Raw genomic sequence first — 19,881 nt, forward strand, 5'->3', positions numbered from 1 at the left:
ATCCAATGATCCCCGTTGGCACCCTTAACCGGGTTCGCGCCAGCGTTAAATTCACCTCTCATTCCGAACTGAATGTGTCCGCCTCATTTCTGGCAAAAGAAGGCGTCGAATTGTCCTTTCAGGGCAATATCACGGAGTTTTTACCCGCTATGACGGGAGCCGTGCAGTCGCCGCAGCCATACATGATTTTGCAGGCGCGTGTTCACCTGCTGCGTAGCCAGGCGCTGGGAAAACAATTCAAGGCGCAATGGGAAAAGAACGCCACGATCGGCGACGCAAAAGTGTATAGCGACAGCACGGTGTTCGGTGACTTCGATATCTATAACACGGCGATCACCAATGTGCAGGATATGACCTTCGCCGGGGGCGAGCCGGGAGTGGCCATCACCATTACCGGTACATATTACATCAACTCTGAAATGTGGGATCTGGTATGAAAATCTCCCGAAATCTGAATCTGATTATTCCTGTCCGGACAGAAAAGGGTAATGGCTGGATCCATGCCACGCCGATCAGCAAAGAGGTGTTTAAAGAGCATTTCTTCATCCTGAGTAAAACCTTTTCTGCCATTTTTTCTGAAGGTCTTGGCGTCGTTGCGGGTCCGCGTATCGCCTGCCTTATGCTGGAAAGGATCTCCTCAGATATGAATATCTGGGATGGCGAAAAGGGCGTTCGCAATACGCTCGTGAATGAAATCATTCGCCTTGCGAATCTGGTTTACCCAGCCGAAGGGAAAGGCTACGACACGATCCCGCTTGATATGGCGCTGGAGCGCGGCATCGTTGAATTTGATGATGTGGCAGGTGAACTCGTTTTTTTTACATGCGTCTCGTCGATAAACACACCGGAGCAGACGGAGCAGATGATGCTGGCAGTCAGTGGAATGTGGAACAGTTGCACTTCATCCTTGAGTCTTACGGAATGGATTGCTTCATTGCCGACATTGAAGCCTGTCGCCAGTTCTGGCGCGACGGCGAGCACGTTATCAGCGACATCCTCGACTACTCAGCCGGAGACGGATTCAGCGACATCTGGGCAAATTCCGGTCTGAATGTAAAAACAGCAGCTCAGTTTCGTGAGCTGCGTAAATGCACGACGCCGGGAGGGTTATTGAATGTCAGATAATCAGATGCCTGTTCTGACGCTGGATGTAAATGAAGAGCACCTCAGGCGGCTTGAAGCGATATTTGAAAAGTATCGCAACGGCTTGATGATTGGCCCTGCCGGGGCGCCGATTAAAATACCTTCGAATACAGATGCAGGAGGTGGATCCCGTCAGACAACCACAGGTGGAGAAGTCAATCAGGCTCCCAGAAAACCATCTTCATCCGCGCCAGTTCCGGTAGCACCCACTGATGGTCGTTTAAGGGATGAAAAAGGGCGCTTTGTCGGCAGCGGAAAAACAGCGGATTCGCTGGTGAGCAACTATAAAGGTCGCGGCGAAACGATGTTTGATAAGTACCTCAGCGGGCTGGGGAAAAACGCCAAACAGACGCTGAAAACTTACAAGCAGATCAATTCAACGCTTAAAACGACTAATTCCCGGTTAAAAAGCCTGTTTAAAACCACGGTTTCGTGGGGGGCGAAAATAGCTGCAATAGGGGTAGCGGGGCCGTTTGGCTACGGCTATATGGCAAGCAAAGTCGCGGCGCAGTATAGCGTGGCTCAGGGGTTAGGGATGGAAACCGCCCAAATGCAGGCCGCACGTGCCACCTATTCGCCATATTTTTCGGGCACAGAAGAGCTGGTTCAGCATCTGGCTAACGCACAGAAAAACCCGAACGATCCAAACTATGCTGGCCTGGTTAGTCTTGGAATTGATCCGCGAGATGGTGCTGCAAAGAATCTGCCCAAACTTATGAGCGCGCTTGCATCTCTCGTTAAGCAATATAAAGGTTCAGGACTTACTCAGGGGATTCTCAACGGACAAGGGCTTGGATTTGTTGAAGTCGCGACAACTAACCAGATGGAAGCGAATCTGGACAAGATCCCCCAACTGAATGAGAAATTTGCAGCAAATACCAGGTTACTCGGCGCTTACCTCACGCCAGCTATGCAGTCAGGTTATCAGGACACGGTGAGTAACCTGATGGTAAATGGAAACAGAATATCAAATTCCTGGTATGCAGCTCTCGCCAGATATAACCCACTAATCAGAGGTGCATCTGATGGGCTGACATCCAATATTGAAGGTTTTCTGAATGGTGGGAATTTTAAAAAAATTCTCACTGAGGCTGGCGAAGGGCTGGAGAAACTTGGTAAGTGGCTGAATAGCGAACAATTTAAAAATGATCTTGACGATTTTTCTCTGGCGGTGAGCCGGATTGCAAAAGCAATATGGTCAGCTATCAAATGGATCGGTGGGGAAGATAAATATCTCCCCGGAACCGGAGTTGGTGCTGAACAGGCAGATCCAGTTCTTGCGGCATTTGGAAATAAATATCTCGGTGGTGCGTTGCCGGGAGCAAACCCGATGACAAATCAGTATACGGGTGAGTTTTATAAACAGGATGATGTATATAAAAATTACCGTATGCCTAATGATTTAAAGAGAAATATTCAGAACTTTGTAGAGCAAGCCAATAATACTTATCGACTTCCTAAAAATATGATGTCAGCTATCGCGGAGGTTGAATCTTCGTGGAATCCTCTGGCAAGAGGAACTCCAGATGAAAAAGGTAGATTCGCTAAGGGGTTGTGGCAATTCTGGGATAGCACCGCAAAACAGTATGGTCTGGTGGGTGATGATGTTTATGACCCAAATAAATCCACTCTTGCGGCTGGCCGCTTTTTAAATGATCTGAATCGGCGTTATAAAGGCGATGTGGCAAAAATGCTTACGGCATATAACGGAGGTCGTATTGATAGAGATGGAAATCTAAGTTTGAGAATGGAGACTGTAAAATATTTAATTAAATTATTGCCTCAGATACAGGGAGCCTTGGATCAACACCCTGGTATTATGAATCAGCTAAGAAATGCCAGAGATAACCTTCAGGGTGCTGGCAAAAATGCCCGCGCAATAATTGAGCTTCAGGTGCGACAATCGCCGGGTTCCGACATACTGGCACAACTCGCCGGAACGCAACAAATACCGGGGTAAAAGATGTCACTTAATTACTTTGGACAAGCTTTCAAACTGGCGTTTGAAGTTTCGCCCATTCTTTTAGTTGATGGCATAGCGTCGAAAATTCCCGGCGGGGTGATGCCGATTGCTGTTCTGACCGAAGGACTAAGTATCGCGAACGGTCTGCTGCATGGAGAGATTCATACACGCTCGATGGCGGCATTCACGCCAATGGCCGGGACAACGCTGGTCCAGCAGGATATTTGCAACCTGAATTTCTATAACCAGGTAACGGCAGCGAATGCGACCGTCAGGAAGCCCAATCGGGTAGTCATGCAGATGATCCGTCCGGCATCAACGGAGGACGGTGGCTACACCACTAAGGGGATGACGTTTACGGCGCTGAAAATGGCGCTTGATATGCATAACCAGTATGGCGGTTGCTACACCGTTCTGACTCCCTCGTTTATCTACACGCGCTGTCTGATGCGGTCGTTTATCGATACATCCGGTTTCTCTGAGCAGAACAAGCAGGTTCAGCACACCTGGCAGATTGAGTTTGAGCAACCATTATCGTCTGTCGAACAAACGGTAAAAACGCTGGCGAGCGTTCTGGATAAATTTGATAAAGGGATGCCGTCAGACGGGCCGCTATCGTGGTCAGGTATTAAGAACCAGGTCGTGCAGGAGTTTGGTATTGGCTTATGACAACGTTAATTCCTTTCAAACCAGACGGGCGAGGTCCGTTTCAGTTCACGGCCAGAATCGGAGAATATGAAACATTCGCCCGCGTTCCGTTTAACCTGTATGCAAATCGTTACTACCTGGAACTGAAAGACAGTTCTGGAGACGTGATTGTTTACATGCCGCTGATTGCGTCACCTGACAGTTACGACATCAATCTGGCGCTGCCTTGCTCACCGGGGAAACTTGTTTTTCGCGAAAGTACGAATCAGTTTGAGGTTTCGTAATGCGTTATTATCGACTGGAAATTATTAATCCTAAAACAGGCAAGCCGCCAGTGGATAGCAATGGAAAACCCATTGGACCTTTTGATACCAGTGAAACACCAGGATGTGGGTTGCATGTTGAATTTGACTTTGAAGTAACCGGCCTGGATGTAGTCTGTTCGGGCACGATGCTGACGATCTATGGATTACCAATTGACATGCTGAAGCAAAGTGTAAGCTTGCAGGGGGGTCTGGTCCGTATGAAAGCAGGCTTTGTTCAGGGGTTACCACTGGCAAATAAGGATCAACAGGGGGAGGTAATCTATGGTGAAATTTATCTGGCCTATGCCAACTGGATCGGCACGAACCAGACTTTAAACCTGGTAATAAATCCAAGCATACGCAAAACCGATGACGGTAAACCTTTTTCAATTGAGGGGCAGGGGGAAGCAGGCGAAAGGGTTGGCGATGTTTTAGTCCGCGCTTTGCAAAAAGCATATCCCAATAAATTGATTGATTGCACAGTCAGCGACAACCTGGTTTTGCCAGAGCCGTGGACGGGTAAATATACGGAGATTGGTTCTCTGGCTATGGTCGTAAAAAACGCCTCTATTGCGATGATGCGTAATGAAAGGTATAGCGGAATCGCCATCAGTATTCTTTCCGACAGAATACGAATCTACGATAACGCATCGGCAAAGTGGGGTGAGCCAAAAACAATTCATGCCCATGAACTGGTCGGGCAGCCGACATGGATAGCGCCGTTTACCGTTAGCTTTAAATGCCCTATGAGGGGCGATATCAGATGTGGTGATGTGGTTAAACTGCCGGAGGGGCTATATTCAGGCGCTGCGACGATTGTGATGGCTAATACAACGGCTCCTGGCGTTATCGCAAAAAATTCGACCACGTTCACCGGGAAATTTCTTGTGAAATCGGTCAGACATATTGGTTCGTATCTGACAGCCGATGGCGATGCCTGGGTGACGGTATTCGAGGCATATGCTGAGAACTGGGCGAGGGTGTAATGTCAAACGCTCAAAAATTACCGTTTCTCCGAACGCTGTCGGAGATGATGACCAGTTCTGGTAACCAGCAAGCCGAGCTTAAAGGTCGTGAATTGCCCTGCCATGTTGTCGGTGTCAGCGGGCAGATAGTGACAGTTCAGTTTGATATGCTGCCGGAGGGGATCAACTTTCCGCAGATAACAATCCCTGTCGCCACATTCCCGTATATCCGTTACCCGATACAGCCGGGCGATCGAGGAGTAACAATTGCCGCTGATGTATCCCTGCGCGGTGTGTCCGGGTTGGGAACCGGTATGGCGACGCTCTCTTACTCGATGTCGCTCACTCCACTGTTTTTCGTGCCACTGGCAAACAAGGACTGGTCCGACGAAGATCCGCAAAAAATCGTTTTGTACGGTCCAGATGGCGCGATCCTCAAAACAGAGGACGGCAGTAGCTCGGTAACGGTGGCACCGGAAGAAATTAGGCTAAAGTCGAAAGCTGTTTACCTCGAGGCCGAAGATATCTTCATGAACGGGAAAATTCATCTCAACGGTCCAATCGTCCAGGACAAAGAACAAATGAAGGATACAACCGCTTCGCTGATTGGCCCTCTCAAGGTCGAGAAAGATGCAGTTATCAACGGCGTGAGCGCCAGCGGCCACAGCCACGATGTGACTGGCGTTCAAAGCGGCGGCAGCACGATCACGTCGAAGCAACCAAATCCGGGTTAATACCGGTTTATTTCACTTTAAATTCTATCCATAAAGCGAAAGCCCCGAACTGTTGCAGCAGTCGGGGCTTTTTGTTTCTGACCTTGAATAAGGCAAGGAGAAGTCGTGTTTGATTTTAGCAAACTGATTCGGGAGATTCGAGTTATGGCTGAAAAATTATCCACCTGGAAGTTTTTGCTTATTTGGTTGGTCTTTCTGATTCTGGCGTCTGGTTATTTTGTTGGCCAGATCCGATGGTGGTGAGGGCACGATGAGAACATGGGGCCGCGTCACCGACGCGAACGGCAACAAAAAATGGGTTGCAGTAGAATCTGACGCCAGCGGTGATTTCTCCTACGGCTGGCTGACGACGCTCATTCAGACGTTAAAGCTGGGGTTGGGGGAGTCGCCGTTTTACGCGAATTACGGTATTCCAGCGCAGCAGTGCATCGTGCAGCAGATTTACCCGGACTACTACGTGAACATGGTTCAGCAACAGTTTGCCGGGTATTTTGCATCGCTGGCAATTTCAAAGGTAGATGGGGCAGAGAACCCCACCTATAACGTTGATGTTGTGTTTTTTAACGGAACCAGTTACCGGACGCAGGTTCCGGTTTGAGGCAAGTTCTCGGGCATCAGTTGTGCCAGGGGGTGTCAAGAAGTTCATCGCAAGGCATGGCAATCCATCCACTTTTGCGTAGTAAGTGAATTGCCAATTCTATTGTGATAACTGAGCCTGATTTGTGGTGCTCAATCTGGGTAACAGAACCGTTTCTGACGCGCATGATGATGTCAACATTCAGAGGGGATTGTGTGCTGGTGGTTTCTTCGCGCAGCTTCTTCTCGCACTCGATGAAGTATCGGCGGATCTGGCGGCCTTTTTCGTTGCTCTCGACCATTGCCAGTTCTTTGGCGGTGTCCAGGGTGAGGTGGTAGTCTTTAGCTGGTCTGCTTCTATCTATTTTTTCCCGATTTTGGAAAATAATCAAAAAGTCCTGATTTTCTACGAATTCATACTCGCTGATTCGCTCGGTGATCCAAGTAGCAAAGCGTTTACCTACTTCGAGAAAGGCGTGCATCATAAATAATTACCGCCTGATTTTACATGTTTTCTTTACAGGAATTTATTGCAGCCTTATATGCCTCCGGGAGGCCATCTAATGGGAAGAATATTTTTTGTGGTTTTTCTTTGCTTTCAGCTGGCGGAGTGTACCAAAAAGAAAAACTACCTTTCCCTTTAGCTTTTAACAAATCACTAATCTTTAATGAGCTAATAGGACTGAACAAGTAACCTTCATTGATAGATGGGGTTGTTATAGAGTCCTGCTTTTGTTGTCCACTGATTTTATAGCTTACAGGAAGGAACGGTGGTAAATCCATTTGTTTATATCCAATAAAATGATTGACAGTAACATCACCGGGCTCACATTGAGTTAACGGTGATATATCAATAAATAAAGTTGATTTATCCTGCGGCAATTTGGATTCAACACCAATACGATAAGCCATAGTGGTAGGCATGGTAAACTCAGCATAATACCATTTACCGAACTGTTGAATGTCATTCATTCTCTCTGTGGCATCAATTGCATGAGAAACACCAGAAAATAGCAGTGAGCTAATCAAAATCCCTAATGAGTTAAATTTCATAAAATCCTCTTGAGATTAATTATGTCAGAAATACCAATTACTATGACCAGTGCGGGTGCGCAGCCTACGCCACCCAATGATTTACTCGCAAATCTTATCACCAGAGTTGCTGAAAAAGTACCTGGATATACAGCCAACCTTCCGGCGGGACTTATTACAGACCTTGCCAGCACGGCAGTCGGGGCGCTGGCATTAATAGACCAGGCGCGTATTGATCTTATTAACTCCGTAAGCCCATACGGCGCGAATATTCCGTTACTGATGCAACTCGGAAACATTTATGGAGCACAGAAGGGATTAAGTACAAATACGGCGGTATACGTGGTGTTTGAGGCGTTGCCGGGGTTTGGCATCCCTAAAGGGTTTGTGGTTGGTGACGGTAACTACCAGTATGCAGTTTCCCGCGATACGGTGGTACCAGAAAGCGGGCAGACTGAGCCAGTCTACTGTGTGGCTACAACGTCAGGATCATGGGCTGTACCGGAAGGGACTGTGACGCAGGTCATTACCTCAGTACCAAAAGACCAGCCTGTAAAGTGCACGAACCTTAGCGCAGGAATGCCCGGTCAGGAGGCGCAAACGTGGGCATCTTACCGCGCCGAAGTCATGGAGTCCGGCATGTTTGGTGTGCAGGGAACACCGGATTGCTTTAAAGCGATGCTCAAATCAGTAAGTGGTGTGCGAGAAAACCTGATTTCTTTCCGGCAGTCGTCGCTGGGGAAATGGGTTGCGGTTGTTGGTGGCGGTGATCCGTATGATGTGGCTTATGCGATTTACAAATCTGTACCGGATATTTCGAAACTGACCAACGATGTAAGCAATCCATCCGGTGCGGCAGTGGAAAAACGCACGGTTTCAATAACCGTTTCGCCGGATGTTTATCAGGTGCCGTTCGTTATCCCGTCATCACAAAACGTCATGGTGCTAATCACCTGGAACACGGTGTCAGATGATTATGTTGATCCGGCGGGTATTGCTATGGCTGTGCAGCAAAACGTTGCTGATTACATCAATTCAATTGAAGTCGGACACCCGATAAATCTTCTGCGTATCCAGGATATTTTTACCAGTTCTGTCAGGTTGCTGGTTGATGCAACATTGATCTCAACAATCAGTGTGAGCATTGGTATTAACGGCCATATTGTTCTTCCGGCGAAAGACACAAGCCTGGTTTATGGCGATACCTATTCCTATTTTTCAACGGTGGCATCACAGGTTCAGGTCAACAAGTATGCAATATCTGACTGAGAAAATTCTTCCTGCTTATCCGTTTGTGCAGTACAGAGATGATCCGAATGTTGTTGCGTTCTTTGAAGCATACAATGAAATTGCTCAGGAATACCTCGATTCACTCAACAATCTGGCATTGCCATGCTGGACATCGGAATCAATAACCGGGCAGTTGCTGGACTGGATAGCACTTGGTATTTACGGTGTTGAAAGACCTTTACTACAGGTTTCAGAGGAGGCTATTGCGCGCGGTGCATACGATACCATTGAATACAATACGATCCCGTACGCAGCAATGCGGAATTACGTTCCGGGGCAGGCATCGTATGTCCCTGATGATTATTTCAAACGAATATTAACGTGGAATTTTTATAAGGCTGACGGTTCGCATTTTTGCATTGACTGGTTAAAGCGCCGTGTGGCGCGGTTCATTCATGGAAAAAACGGAATAGACCCGCCGTTGCAGCACACTTTTGATGTGAGTGTGACAGTATTGGACAGCGTTTTTTCTGTTCAGATACCAGAGTATGGCGATGGCATCGGCTATTTTCTGAAAGATGCCATTGACCAGAAATATGTAAAACTCCCTTTTATTTATTCCTATGTAACAACGGTGATTCAAAAATGATTCTTGGATTCGGCAATAACGTTGTTTCAGCACTGGCTGGTGATATTACGACGATTCAGACTGATATTCCGGTGATGCCTGGTACGGGGGCTAAATTTGCAAAATTGCTTTCTGCCGATTTTGAAAATAAATCAAACGGGCAACACGTCTATGCAAAAATTACGCTTACCGATAATAAAGAGTCTGCATTTGAGATTTGTCACCTGGTATCGGTAAGCGGTGATGTGCTGAAAGTCATTCGTGGGCAGGAAGGAACAACCGCGAAAGGTTGGTCCCTTAATGACGTTGTGGCTAACTTTGCCACGCGTGGATCGGAAAACTATTTCGTACAGATAGCGCAGCTTCAGAGTGGTCATTATATTGCGGGTGTTGCTGGCGGCACTGCAAATGCACTGACGCTTGAACTTCCCGCGACGTTTTTTGTTAATGGAGGCTCGGACTGGACGCTACGAACCCCGATTATCGTTTTCCCCGTTCAGAACAATACCAACGCCGCGACGCTTCAATTAACACTGGGCGGAAAGGTTCTTGGTACGTTCCCACTTTATAAGGGGAACCAGTCCGAGCTGGTAGCGAACGATATCATTAAAGGCATTCCCTTAATTTGCCTTCTTGATAGTGAGAAAAGCTATTTCAGTGTGATAAACCCCGGCAATATTTATTCGGATTTTGATCTGCGATATGTAAAAAAATCTGGTGATGCATTATCGGGCGGGCTAACGTTTGAAAATGACTCAATCCTTGCGTGGATTCGAAATACAGATTGGGCAAAGATTGGGTTTAAAAATGATTCGGATTCAGACACCGATTCATATCTGTGGTTTGAAACGGGGGATAATGGAAACGAATATTTCAAGTGGCGGAGTAAGTCTGGAACCACAACCAAAGACCTGATGAATCTAAAATTGGATGCGCTGTATGTTCTGGTGAATGCCATCATCAATGGTGAGGTTGTATCAAAATCAGCAAACGGCTTTCGTATCGCTTATGGTAATTACGGTTTTTTTGTCAGAAACGACGGTGCGAACACATATTTTATGTTAACCAATGCTGGCGACAGCATTGGGAGCTATAACGGACTAAGGCCATTCTGTATCAATAATGCCACTGGCGCAGTCACGATGGGCAACGGGCTGACTGTCGGCGGAGGTTTAAATGTTTCAAGCGGAAATATCACCGCCGGAGGCGGTCAGGTTATACCGGGTAATTACAGCAATTTTGATGCTCGTTATCAGATGAAAACAGGCATCGTGCAGGATATAAGACTTGGCTCGGTGGGTGCTTCTCCGACAGCATCGTCACAGACGACAGATGTTCCCGGAGGATGTGTAATGACCGGGGTAACGCTTGACGTATGGGGGAGTCGCGGGACGCACGTAACATATATGCGCTACCGTCCACTTCAGAAATTAATTAACGGAACCTGGTATAACGTGACGGCGCTTTAATTATGCTGCATTTAAAAAATATTACAGCCGGTAATCCAAAAACGGCAGAGCAATACAAACTGACAAAAGAGCACGGTATTGAGTGGCTGTTCTCTGAGAGCGGGGAAAACTGGTACGAGGAACAAAAAAAGTTCTCTCCTGATACCATCAAGATTGCGTACCTTCCTTCAGGCAGGGTATTTGCCGTTGAAAAGGACGTGACTGGCATTGACCCGAAGGGAATGAGTGTTATCGAGTTGCCTGATATTACCGCATACCGTCGAATTGAAGAAAATGACTACTGGTTTTACCGCAATGATAAGTTTGTTTTTGATTACAGACTTAAAGCGGAAGATGAGCGTGAGTCGCTTCTGGCTCAGGTCAGCCTCCGGACAGGTGAATGGGAAAAAGACCTGCTGCTGGGGTTAATCAGCGACGAAGACAAAGAAAAGCTGAAAGCCTGGCGTATATACGCGAAATCGCTGCAGGCGATGGATTTCAGCACTATCACCGATAAAACCTCATACAGAGCCATTGAATGGCCTGTCTCTCCGGAAGCCTCTTCCTGATTTTATTTATCGCGAGAAAAATATGTCTGTAGTGATATCAGGAGCGCTGATTGATGGCGCAGGCATCCCCATGTCCGGATGCCACATAATTCTGAAATCCCGGGTAAATACCTCAGAAGTGGTGATGCGCACAGTTGCTGACGTGGTGACCGGAAATAATGGGGAATATTCGTTCGAGGCGCAGGTCGGAAAATACTGCGTTTATCTGCGGCAGGACTGGCGCGAAGAGTACTGTGTTGGTGATATCTCAGTTTATTACGACTCAAAGCCCGGCACGCTGAACGACTTTCTGACCGCCCTTGATGAAGACGACCTGAAGCCGGATGTGGTGAAACGTTTTGAGGAAATTGCGGATACGGTCAACCGTCTCTCTGAACAGGTGAGCAGTGACAGGGAGAAAGCGGAAGCGGCCGCTGATGCTGCAAAAAACGCAGCAACCACAGCTCTGGACAATAAAAATAAGGCGGAGGAATTTAAAGAACAATCACGGAAGAGCGCCGAAGCTGCTGCGGGCTGCGCGCAAAGTGCCGGACAGCACGCAGCGGATGCCGCGAAAACTGAAAAGCAGGTGGAAATCCTGGCGACAGGTATTCAGCAGAATGCAGGCGATGTTTCCAAGAACGTACAGCATGTTGAGCGTCTGGCATCAGAAGTTGCGCAGAATGCCAGCCAGGTGCATCAGAATACCCTGACAGTAACGGATGCAGCGCAGTCTGTGGAGCAGAATGCACAGCTGACAACGCAGTTAAGAAACGAAGCTGGTCGCTTTGCCGACGAATCCAGGAAAAGTTCAGAGGATGCAAAAGAGTACAGTGACAGTGCCAGAAAAGCGGTCGATGAACTGAAATCTGTCGGTACTTATCCGGCAGGGATAGCTTTTGCATGGCCAGCGGATATTCCCCCGGAGGGGTTTGCAATAATGCAGGGGCAGCCATTCGATAAATCTGCGTATCCACAACTGGCTGCTGTATTTCCGTCAGGTGTAATACCTGATATGCGAGGGTGGATAATAAAAGGCAAACCCGACGGGCGAGCTGTTCTGTCCCTTGAAGAGGACGGTGTTAAGCGGCACGGGCATACAGCAAAGGTGATACCGACGGATTTGGGTTCAAGGGAGACAAGTTCCTTTGATTATGGCTCTAAAAGCACAGAGTCAGGTGGAGAGCATAATCATATTGTTAATGGTGTGTGGGCTGGAACAACAACAAGGAACGGTGGAACAAAATGGGATACGCCAGGATATATAGCGGATATAACAACCAGCAGTGGCGGTACACATGCACATCGTACCAATATAGGCCCACACGCCCATACCGTGGCACTGGGCGAGCATGGTCATGATGTCACAGTTGATGAGACGGGTAATGCAGAAAATACAGTTAAAAATATCGCGTTTAACTTCATTGTGAGACTGGCATGACAAATTTCAAAATGAGTCCGGAATCCCGGACACTGAAAATTTATAACATACGGGCTGATACAAAAGAGTATATAGGCGCAGGAGATGTTTATATTCCGCCGAATACAGGATTACCGGCGAACTGCACGCTTATCGAACCGCCAGAGGCTGGCCCCGGCCAGGTTGCCGTTTTCAACGATGCACAGCAACAGTGGGAAGTTGTTGAAGACCACCGTGGGAAAACGGTATATGACACAGCCACCGGGAAGACATTGTGCATTTCCCGTCCGGGGGCTTTGCCGGATGATGTCACCACTTTACCGCCAGAGGGGGAATTCCATCGATGGGATGGTGCGAAATGGATAAAAGACGACGAGGCCGAAAGGGCGGCGAAAATTCGTGACGCTGAACGGGAGAAGCAAAAATTACTTCAGGAGATAATGGAAAAAACACAGCTGTGGCAAACGTGGCTGTCACTTGGGATTATCAGCGAAGCTGATAAAAAATCACTCAGGGAGTGGATGTTGTATGCCCAAAAAGTTGAAGCGACGGACACATCTGAATTACCTGTGAGATTTCCCGACAAACCTCTTATTGTGGGTGAGCTATCCGGTGCGTTGTAAAAATCCCATCTTTCATTGTGCCGGAAATACCAAATCGCCATTTATTAAAGCCCAATTAGTAGTCAGTTAGAGCAAGAAAAATAGCGGACTTCTGCTGAATGGTAAAAAAAAGCCCCGTCTCAAGTACGTGATAACGAGACCTAAAGCATGGATAACAGGACTCTACACAAAGACGGGGTAACATAATATCTGAACAAACATACTGACAAACGGGATATTTCAATTAAAGACACAACGAGTACCAGGCGTACAGAGTGGATGTTGTGTCTGACAGGTGAGTTTACTGATAGCGCAATAAAATAAATCCCCTGTCATCATTTATTGTAGAAATCTTTATCAGTCATGCTTATGAGATAAATACAAGAAACGGTGTGAAATTTGACCTAAAACAATCATGGGGATGAAAAGAGTCTTGTGCAGTTTTGCAGATGTAAAAAAACCGCAGACACGTCGTATGCAAGAACGTGCTGCGGTCGGCTGGTTAACTTTCGATAGTGCGAATATTGAATAATTTCCAGCCGGAATGGATTCTATTGGAAAGTATTCAGAGGTGCAATCTGCAGTTCACGAATTGAGTATTTTTAGGATTTTTATGGTGGCAAAAATGGGGCAAAACGCTGCAAAAGGGGCAGAAATGGGGCAAAAAAAGAGTTGGTTATCGTGGCTTGTTGTAGTCGCTGATTCAACTTAACACATTGAAAAACAAATAAAATACTTATGTGTCAGATGGTTGTGATTTTTTCCCTTACTTGTTGAGATTGTATTGTTCTTTCTTACTAATTTCTTGATTTTGCGACATTTAATAGCGACTCAATTCGTTATATGGCATCAGAGAAGTATGCGTCATGCCGGAACGCCCAGCATAAGAAATCTGATATAAAAACTGTGGCGTGTATGGTACGGATTAGAGGGGAAAATGTCAGCACATTTGCGAAATGAATCAAAAAGCCCGCAGCGGTCTGCGGGCGTTAGTGTTAGCGCACGACCAGCACTGAGCACTCTGCGTGACGTACTACGGCAGCGGCGTTAGAGCCGAGCAGGTAGGTGGTGATATCCGGTCGATGAGAAGCAATGATTATCATGTGAGCAGGGATCTTTTTCGCCATTTCCAGAATACGGTCTTTTGGCGAACCTTCTTCAACATGGACATGCACTCTGTCAGTCGGCAGTTTGAATTTTTTAATTATATCTTCCAGTTGCGATTTGGCTTCCGCTTTCAGGTCATCCATTGCCGGTAACTCTGCGGAATACGCTAATCCCAGAGAGGCATAGTAGGGTAGCGAAGGTATTACCGTCAGGAAATGAACCTCTGCATCATCAATCTTTGCCTCTGCCTCAACGTGGCTAATCACACGTTGAGTTAATTCTGAATCTGAAATATCGATAGGGACAAGAATCGTTCTGTTCATAAAACCTCCTGTTTTAGTATCCGCATAAAGTGTAACGCCAGATGACTCATTTTGTGTAATGACGGAGTTCACATTTTTAATTTAGATCAAGGGAGGAGAAATATGAAGAAAATGCCCGCCAAACGGCGGGCAGGCAAGATTAAAACTGGTATACCAGACCTAAAGCAACGATATCATCGGTAGAGATACCGTTCGCAGCGTAGAAGCTGTCATCCTCATCAAGTAGGTTGATTTTATAATCAACATAGGTGGACATGTTTTTGTTGAAATAATATGTTGCGCCAACGTCGGCGTATTTAACCAGATCTTTATCGCCATCAGTACCGACCAAATCGTTGCCTTTAGACATCAGGAAGGAGACAGCCGGACGCAGGCCAAAATCAAACTGATACTGGGCAGTAACTTCAAAGTTCTGGGTTTTGTTGGCAATCGTATTTGCTGAATTGCCGTAAGGCGTCATGTTACGGGTTTCAGAGTACATGGTTGCAAGGTAGATATTGTTAGCATCGTATTTTGCCCCTGCCGTCCATGCGTCAGCCTTATCGCCTTTTGCAGTAGAGAATTCAGCCTGTTGGTTAGTACGATCAGAACTGGTATACGCAGCACCAATGCTCACCCCCATACCTAAGTCGTAGGTAGAGGAGATACCGAAACCGTCGCCATTGGCATTCTTAATATTACGACTGCCACCGTTTGCAGTACCTTCTTGCTCATGACTAACCTGGTTTTCGTTCGCACCCTGATACTGCAACGCAAAGTCCAGGCCATCAACCAGACCGAAGAAATCGGTGTTACGGTAGGTTGCGACGCCGTTTGCACGACCGGTCATATAGTTATCGGCTTTGGTATAAGAGTCGCCACCGAATTCAGGCAGCATATCTGTCCAGCCTTCGATGTCGTACATCACACCATAATTACGACCATAGTCAAATGAACCGAAGTCACCAAATTTCAGACCGGCAAATGCCAGACGAGTCCAGGAGTCGCCTTTATCATTTTCAGAGCCATTAGCCTGAACGTTATATTCCCATTGACCATAACCAACCAGTTGATCGGTAATTTGAGTTTCGCCTTTAAAACCAAAACGTACATAAGTTTGATCGCCATCACTATTCGCATTATCAGAAAAATAATGCAGGCCATCGACTTTGCCGTACAGGTCTAATTTATTGCCGTCTTTATTATAAATTTCTGCTGCATGTGCAGCACCTGCGGCGAGCAGGGCAGGGATTAAGAGCGCCAGTACTTTGCTTTTCATTGAATAAATCCTTTAGTTATTTTATTTGCCTTAATTTCCCCTGTTTGGGGAATGAAAACATCCTAAAGGAGAAGTTCAGTTAGCAGATAAATATCATTTGTTACGCCTTAAGTAAAACCTTAATCAAATAATTCTATGGAAATAGCAATAAGTTTGATGAATGGGTTGTTGGAGAATCATGCAAAATAAAAATTATACATTTAATAAAGCATGGGTTATTCTGCGCGGGTTATATGCCTTTATTGTCACAGATTTTATTTTCGGTTGGGTCATTGCATTACTCATGTTTTTCCAACGAATAAAAAGACAAGCCCGAACTTTCGTTCGGGCTTTTTTTGAATTGGATAATAGTTATCCAGAAAGGTTACTCGGTGCTATTTTTTTCCGCCTTTCCGGCCATTTGTGCCAGGAAGTCATAACGTTTTTGCAAATCAGCGGCGGCATCTTTCCATAACTGTTCTGCCACTTCCGGCTGTTGCGTGTTCAGACGGCGGAAACGCTGCTCATGAAGAAGCGTTTCTTCCAGAGCTTCTGAAGGCGGGCGGGAATCCAGCGCCAGCGGCAGTTTACCCTCATCGGCTCGACGCGGATCAAAGCGATACAGTGGCCAGAAGCCAGTTGCAGTGAGTTGACGCATCTGGTCGTGACTTAATGCCAGGTCATAACCGTGCTCTTCACATGGGCTGTAAGCAATAATCAGCGATGGCCCCGGATACGCTTCCGCTTCCTGTATCGCTTTCACCGTCTGGTTGAGTTGTGCGCCAAGAGAAATCTGCGCGACATAAACATGACCGTACATCATCATGCTAACACCAAGATCTTTGCGTGCTTTGCGTTTGCCATGTTCACCAAACTTAGTTACCGCGCCAAGCGGGGTGGCTTTCGACGCCTGACCACCGGTATTGGAATAGCATTGCGTATCCAGCACCAGGATGTTGACGTTTTCAGTCAGACTCAACACATGATCCAGACCGCCAAAGCCGATGTCGTAAGCCCAGCCGTCACCACCAATCAGCCAGATTGATTTCTCCACCAATGCATCTGCGTCACGCAGCAGTTCATGCGCTTCAGCCACATCTTTGAGTTGCTGGCGCAGAGCAGCGACTTGTTCGCGACGAACGTCTGGTGTGGCGTCTGATTTCAACGCAGTCAGTAACTCAGCAGGGATTTTATCAGCAAATTGATCCAGCAGACGCAGCACGCGGACACGGTGTTGATCGACCGTCAGGCGGAAACCAAGGCCGAATTCGGCATTATCTTCAAATAGCGAGTTCGCCCATGCCGGTCCACGACCGTTGGCATCAGTGGTATATGGCGTGGAGGGCAGGTTGCCGCCGTAAATAGAAGAACAACCAGTAGCGTTGGCAATTAACATCCGATCGCCATAGAGCTGAGTGAGCAATTTGATATACGGCGTCTCACCACAACCGGAGCAAGCGCCAGAATATTCAAACAGCGGAGTGATCAACTGCGAAGTGCGAATATCAATACGTTCCAGTTTGCTACGGTCGATTTCTGGTAAATTCAGGAAGAAGTCGTAATTGATTTTCTCTTCTTCCACATGTTCCAGACGCGACATCATATTGATGGCTTTGATCTCTGGATTTTGTCGGTCTTTCGCCGGGCAAACTTCGACGCACAGGTTACAACCGGTGCAATCTTCCGGTGCGACCTGCAACACATATTTCTGCCCGCGCATATCACGAGATTTCACATCCAGTGAATGCAGGCTGGTCGGAGCGTTTTCCATCGCTTCGGGCGGTACGACTTTCGCGCGAATGGCAGAGTGTGGGCAAGCGGCGACGCAGTGGTTACATTGAGTACAGAGTTCCTCTTTCCAGATAGGGATCTCTTCGGCAATGTTGCGTTTTTCCCAGCGAGTAGTGCCCATCGGCCAGGTGCCGTCTGGCGGCAGCGCCGAAACGGGGAGGGCGTCGCCAAGTCCGGCGAGCATCGCAGCGGTAACCGTTTTGACAAAATCAGGAGCGGCATCGGAAACCACTGGCGGTCGATTGGCGCTGTGTGGATTAACCGGCTGCAGCGGAACTTCTTCTACGGATTCACGCGCCAGCGCCAGTGCCTGCCAGTTGCGTTCCACCAGATCCTGGCCTTTGCTGCTGTAACTTTTGGCAATGGCTCCCTGCAATTCTGCGAGGGCGCTATCGCCAGGCAAAATTTGCGTCAGATGGAAGAAAGCCATCTGCATGACAGTATTAATGCGTGCTGCCAGCCCACATTCGCGGGCAATTTTCGCCGCGTTAATCACATAGAAACGCGCTTTTTTCTGATTCAACACAGCCTGAACTTCTTGCGGCAGTCGCGACCACACTTCATCGGCGCTGTACGGCGTGTTGAGCAGGAAAATGCCACCAGGTTTTAAACGCTCAGCCATCTGATATTTATCGATAAACTGCAACTGGTGGCAGCCAACAAAATCAGCTTGGGAAATGAGATAAGCGGAACGGATGGGCTGCTCGCTTACGCGCAGATGGGAAACCGTCAGACCACCCGCTTTTTTAGAGTCGTAAACAAAATAGCCCTGTGCGTACCACGGCGTGGAATTACCGATAATTTTGATATTGTTTTTAGTTGCGGAAACGCTGCCGTCGCTACCCAGCCCGTAAAAGAGTGCTTCCAGTTTTGCGGAGTTCGGCAGAGTATTTTCCGGCAATGGCAGCGACAAATTGGTCACATCGTCATAAATACCAACCGTAAAGCGCGCTTTCGGTTTAGCTGCGTTGAGTTCGGCGAATACCGCCAGTACACAGTCCGGGCCAAATTCTTTGGATGAAAGACCATAGCGTCCGCCAATGACGCGTGGTAGTGTTTCGCGCTCGCCATTATTAAAGGCTTCAGCCAGCGCAGTCATTACATCCAGATATAGGGGTTCTGCCTGCGCACCAGGCTCTTTGGTGCGATCCAGCACCGCCACAGTACGTACAGAGTTCGGCAATGCTTGCAGTAAGTGTCTGGCGGAGAAAGGGCGGTAAAGTCGCACTTTTAGTACGCCCACTTTTTCGCCATGGGTCAGCAATTCGTCCACGACTTCTTCACAGGTGCCGATGGCCGACCCCATCAGGATAATTACCCGTTCCGCTTGCGGATGACCATAATATTCAAACGGCTGATACTGGCGACCTGTAGCGGCAGCGAAATCAACCATCGCCTGTTCAACATGGTCATAGACCGCGTTGTACCACGGGTTAGTGGCCTCACGTGACTGGAAGTAAGTGTCCGGATTAGCCGACGTACCGCGGATTACCGGATGTTCCGGGTTAAGTGCGCGAATGCGATGAGCATCAATTTCTGCCTGGGGCATTAGCTCAAGAATAGTGTCGTCGGCCAGTGGGACAATTTTGTTGATTTCGTGGGAAGTGCGGAAACCATCAAAGAAATGAACAAATGGTACGCGGCTTTTCAGCGTTGCGATGTGCGAAATGAGAGCAAAGTCTTGGGCTTCCTGCACGTTTGCTGCACACAGCATGGCGCAGCCAGTCTGACGTACCGCCATCACATCTGAATGATCGCCAAAAATAGAGAGCGCATGCGTGGCCACAGTACGCGCCGCCACATGCAGTACAAACGGCGTCAACTCACCTGCCAGTTTGTACAGCGTCGGGATCATCAGCAGTAAACCCTGCGACGATGTAAATGATGTCGAAAGAGCGCCTGTTTGCAAAGCACCATGCACAGTTGCGATAGCGCCAGCTTCTGACTGCATTTCAACCACACGAGGTGTATCTCCCCATACGTTCTTCAGGCCGTTTCCGGCCCAGGCATCAGCCTGTTCAGCCATCGTGGAACTCGGGGTAATAGGGTAAATGGCGATAACTTCACTGGTGCGAAATGCCACCGAAGCTACCGCGCCATTTCCGTCAATTGTGATCATACGACACCCTTACATTGCGCAAATGAGGGGCGCACGAAAAAGCTGCGCGCCCAGTAGTAATC

General features: G+C 47.7%; 18 protein-coding genes and 1 pseudogene. 14 read left to right on the forward strand and 5 right to left on the reverse strand.

Translation table 11 applies throughout. The features are described from left to right. The first annotated feature begins 5 nt into the window (after nt 1-5). The 8 genes from FEM44_RS22030 (at nt 6) to FEM44_RS22065 (ending at nt 6,356) form a co-directional block, all read left to right on the forward strand. Nucleotides 6-437, forward strand: coding sequence for a hypothetical protein (locus tag FEM44_RS22030; RefSeq protein WP_000613368.1), 432 nt, complete (start codon nt 6-8; stop codon nt 435-437). After that, nucleotides 434-1,051, forward strand: a complete 618-nt coding sequence (locus FEM44_RS22035) for a hypothetical protein (protein ID WP_135489333.1) — start codon at nt 434-436, stop codon at nt 1,049-1,051. The genes FEM44_RS22030 and FEM44_RS22035 overlap by 4 nt, the downstream gene beginning before the upstream one ends. 63 nt (nt 1,052-1,114) lie before the next feature. Further along, nucleotides 1,115-3,103 (forward strand): transglycosylase SLT domain-containing protein, encoded by a 1,989-nt coding sequence (locus tag FEM44_RS22040; RefSeq protein ID WP_135522790.1) that lies wholly within the window; start codon nt 1,115-1,117, stop codon nt 3,101-3,103. A gap of 3 nt (nt 3,104-3,106) precedes the next feature. After that, nucleotides 3,107-3,775 (forward strand): hypothetical protein, encoded by a 669-nt coding sequence (locus FEM44_RS22045; RefSeq protein WP_096246994.1) that lies wholly within the window; start codon nt 3,107-3,109, stop codon nt 3,773-3,775. After that, nucleotides 3,772-4,038 carry a hypothetical protein gene (locus FEM44_RS22050; protein WP_000209262.1) on the forward strand — a complete coding sequence of 89 codons (267 nt, stop codon included), beginning with the start codon at nt 3,772-3,774 and terminating at the stop codon, nt 4,036-4,038. Before FEM44_RS22045 ends, FEM44_RS22050 begins: the two co-directional genes overlap by 4 nt. Then, entirely contained in the window at nt 4,038-5,045 is a 1,008-nt protein-coding gene (locus FEM44_RS22055) for a hypothetical protein (RefSeq protein ID WP_138159186.1), read from the forward strand. The genes FEM44_RS22050 and FEM44_RS22055 overlap by 1 nt, the downstream gene beginning before the upstream one ends. Further along, complete coding sequence (locus FEM44_RS22060) at nt 5,045-5,758, forward strand: phage baseplate protein (RefSeq protein ID WP_135409929.1); 714 nt, start codon at nt 5,045-5,047, stop codon at nt 5,756-5,758. Before FEM44_RS22055 ends, FEM44_RS22060 begins: the two co-directional genes overlap by 1 nt. A 250-nt stretch (nt 5,759-6,008) precedes the next feature. Next, complete coding sequence (locus FEM44_RS22065; RefSeq protein ID WP_135409930.1) at nt 6,009-6,356, forward strand: hypothetical protein; 348 nt, start codon at nt 6,009-6,011, stop codon at nt 6,354-6,356. Here the strand turns inward: FEM44_RS22065 and FEM44_RS22070 are convergent. After that, a pseudogene (locus FEM44_RS22070) lies at nt 6,332-6,816 on the reverse strand (antA/AntB antirepressor family protein); the annotation flags it as partial. The gene FEM44_RS22065 and the pseudogene FEM44_RS22070 sit on opposite strands and share 25 nt — an antisense overlap. 22 nt (nt 6,817-6,838) lie before the next feature. Beyond that, nucleotides 6,839-7,387, reverse strand: a complete 549-nt coding sequence (locus FEM44_RS22075) for a hypothetical protein (RefSeq protein ID WP_089540192.1) — start codon at nt 7,385-7,387, stop codon at nt 6,839-6,841. A gap of 21 nt (nt 7,388-7,408) precedes the next feature. On the opposite strand from FEM44_RS22075, the gene FEM44_RS22080 reads away from it, so the two are divergent. The 6 genes from FEM44_RS22080 to FEM44_RS22105 are packed head-to-tail and all read left to right on the forward strand — an operon-like array spanning nt 7,409 to nt 13,263. Further along, nucleotides 7,409-8,635, forward strand: coding sequence for a baseplate J/gp47 family protein (locus FEM44_RS22080; protein ID WP_135522789.1), 1,227 nt, complete (start codon nt 7,409-7,411; stop codon nt 8,633-8,635). Continuing rightward, a complete protein-coding gene (locus tag FEM44_RS22085) occupies nt 8,619-9,245 on the forward strand; it encodes a hypothetical protein (RefSeq protein ID WP_089603081.1) in 627 nt (208 codons plus the stop codon). The genes FEM44_RS22080 and FEM44_RS22085 overlap by 17 nt, the downstream gene beginning before the upstream one ends. After that, complete coding sequence (locus FEM44_RS22090; protein ID WP_135522788.1) at nt 9,242-10,693, forward strand: phage tail protein; 1,452 nt, start codon at nt 9,242-9,244, stop codon at nt 10,691-10,693. Before FEM44_RS22085 ends, FEM44_RS22090 begins: the two co-directional genes overlap by 4 nt. Before the next feature lie 2 nt (nt 10,694-10,695). After that, on the forward strand, nt 10,696-11,241 hold the full coding sequence (locus FEM44_RS22095; RefSeq protein ID WP_138159188.1) for a tail fiber assembly protein: 546 nt from the start codon (nt 10,696-10,698) through the stop codon (nt 11,239-11,241). Between the two features lie 22 nt (nt 11,242-11,263). Beyond that, a complete protein-coding gene (locus tag FEM44_RS22100; protein WP_135522787.1) occupies nt 11,264-12,661 on the forward strand; it encodes a prophage tail fiber N-terminal domain-containing protein in 1,398 nt (465 codons plus the stop codon). Further along, nucleotides 12,658-13,263, forward strand: coding sequence for a tail fiber assembly protein (locus FEM44_RS22105; RefSeq protein ID WP_135522786.1), 606 nt, complete (start codon nt 12,658-12,660; stop codon nt 13,261-13,263). Before FEM44_RS22100 ends, FEM44_RS22105 begins: the two co-directional genes overlap by 4 nt. 974 nt (nt 13,264-14,237) lie before the next feature. Here FEM44_RS22105 and uspF read toward each other — a convergent pair. The 3 genes from uspF to nifJ all read right to left on the reverse strand — a co-directional run bounded on the left by uspF (nt 14,238) and on the right by nifJ (nt 19,819). Then, nucleotides 14,238-14,672 (reverse strand): universal stress protein UspF, encoded by a 435-nt coding sequence (gene uspF, locus FEM44_RS22110; protein ID WP_135522785.1) that lies wholly within the window; start codon nt 14,670-14,672, stop codon nt 14,238-14,240. A gap of 139 nt (nt 14,673-14,811) precedes the next feature. Next, the gene (gene ompC, locus FEM44_RS22115) at nt 14,812-15,930 is read right to left on the reverse strand and encodes a porin OmpC (RefSeq protein WP_130222724.1); all 1,119 of its coding nucleotides are present in this window, start codon (nt 15,928-15,930) and stop codon (nt 14,812-14,814) included. A 364-nt stretch (nt 15,931-16,294) separates the two neighbouring features. Further along, the gene (gene nifJ / locus FEM44_RS22120; protein WP_135522784.1) at nt 16,295-19,819 is read right to left on the reverse strand and encodes a pyruvate:ferredoxin (flavodoxin) oxidoreductase; all 3,525 of its coding nucleotides are present in this window, start codon (nt 19,817-19,819) and stop codon (nt 16,295-16,297) included. Nucleotides 19,820-19,881: the final 62 nt, after the last annotated feature.

This window comes from Escherichia sp. E4742 (assembly GCF_005843885.1).
Taxonomy (GTDB): domain Bacteria; phylum Pseudomonadota; class Gammaproteobacteria; order Enterobacterales; family Enterobacteriaceae; genus Escherichia.

Bases quoted from the DNA above. Each gene is read 5' to 3' on its own strand.
- ompC (WP_130222724.1), bottom strand. From the start codon at position 15,930: ATGAAAAGCAAAGTACTGGCGCTCTTAATCCCTGCCCTGCTCGCCGCA.
- FEM44_RS22090 (WP_135522788.1), top strand. From the start codon at position 9,242: ATGATTCTTGGATTCGGCAATAACGTTGTTTCAGCACTGGCTGGTGAT.
- FEM44_RS22035 (WP_135489333.1), top strand. From the start codon at position 434: ATGAAAATCTCCCGAAATCTGAATCTGATTATTCCTGTCCGGACAGAA.
- FEM44_RS22095 (WP_138159188.1), top strand. From the start codon at position 10,696: ATGCTGCATTTAAAAAATATTACAGCCGGTAATCCAAAAACGGCAGAG.
- nifJ (WP_135522784.1), bottom strand. From the start codon at position 19,819: ATGATCACAATTGACGGAAATGGCGCGGTAGCTTCGGTGGCATTTCGC.
- FEM44_RS22045 (WP_096246994.1), top strand. From the start codon at position 3,107: ATGTCACTTAATTACTTTGGACAAGCTTTCAAACTGGCGTTTGAAGTT.
- FEM44_RS22030 (WP_000613368.1), top strand. From the start codon at position 6: ATGATCCCCGTTGGCACCCTTAACCGGGTTCGCGCCAGCGTTAAATTC.
- FEM44_RS22065 (WP_135409930.1), top strand. From the start codon at position 6,009: ATGAGAACATGGGGCCGCGTCACCGACGCGAACGGCAACAAAAAATGG.
- FEM44_RS22080 (WP_135522789.1), top strand. From the start codon at position 7,409: ATGTCAGAAATACCAATTACTATGACCAGTGCGGGTGCGCAGCCTACG.
- FEM44_RS22105 (WP_135522786.1), top strand. From the start codon at position 12,658: ATGACAAATTTCAAAATGAGTCCGGAATCCCGGACACTGAAAATTTAT.
- FEM44_RS22055 (WP_138159186.1), top strand. From the start codon at position 4,038: ATGCGTTATTATCGACTGGAAATTATTAATCCTAAAACAGGCAAGCCG.
- FEM44_RS22085 (WP_089603081.1), top strand. From the start codon at position 8,619: ATGCAATATCTGACTGAGAAAATTCTTCCTGCTTATCCGTTTGTGCAG.
- FEM44_RS22040 (WP_135522790.1), top strand. From the start codon at position 1,115: ATGTCAGATAATCAGATGCCTGTTCTGACGCTGGATGTAAATGAAGAG.
- FEM44_RS22100 (WP_135522787.1), top strand. From the start codon at position 11,264: ATGTCTGTAGTGATATCAGGAGCGCTGATTGATGGCGCAGGCATCCCC.
- uspF (WP_135522785.1), bottom strand. From the start codon at position 14,672: ATGAACAGAACGATTCTTGTCCCTATCGATATTTCAGATTCAGAATTA.
- FEM44_RS22060 (WP_135409929.1), top strand. From the start codon at position 5,045: ATGTCAAACGCTCAAAAATTACCGTTTCTCCGAACGCTGTCGGAGATG.
- FEM44_RS22075 (WP_089540192.1), bottom strand. From the start codon at position 7,387: ATGAAATTTAACTCATTAGGGATTTTGATTAGCTCACTGCTATTTTCT.
- FEM44_RS22050 (WP_000209262.1), top strand. From the start codon at position 3,772: ATGACAACGTTAATTCCTTTCAAACCAGACGGGCGAGGTCCGTTTCAG.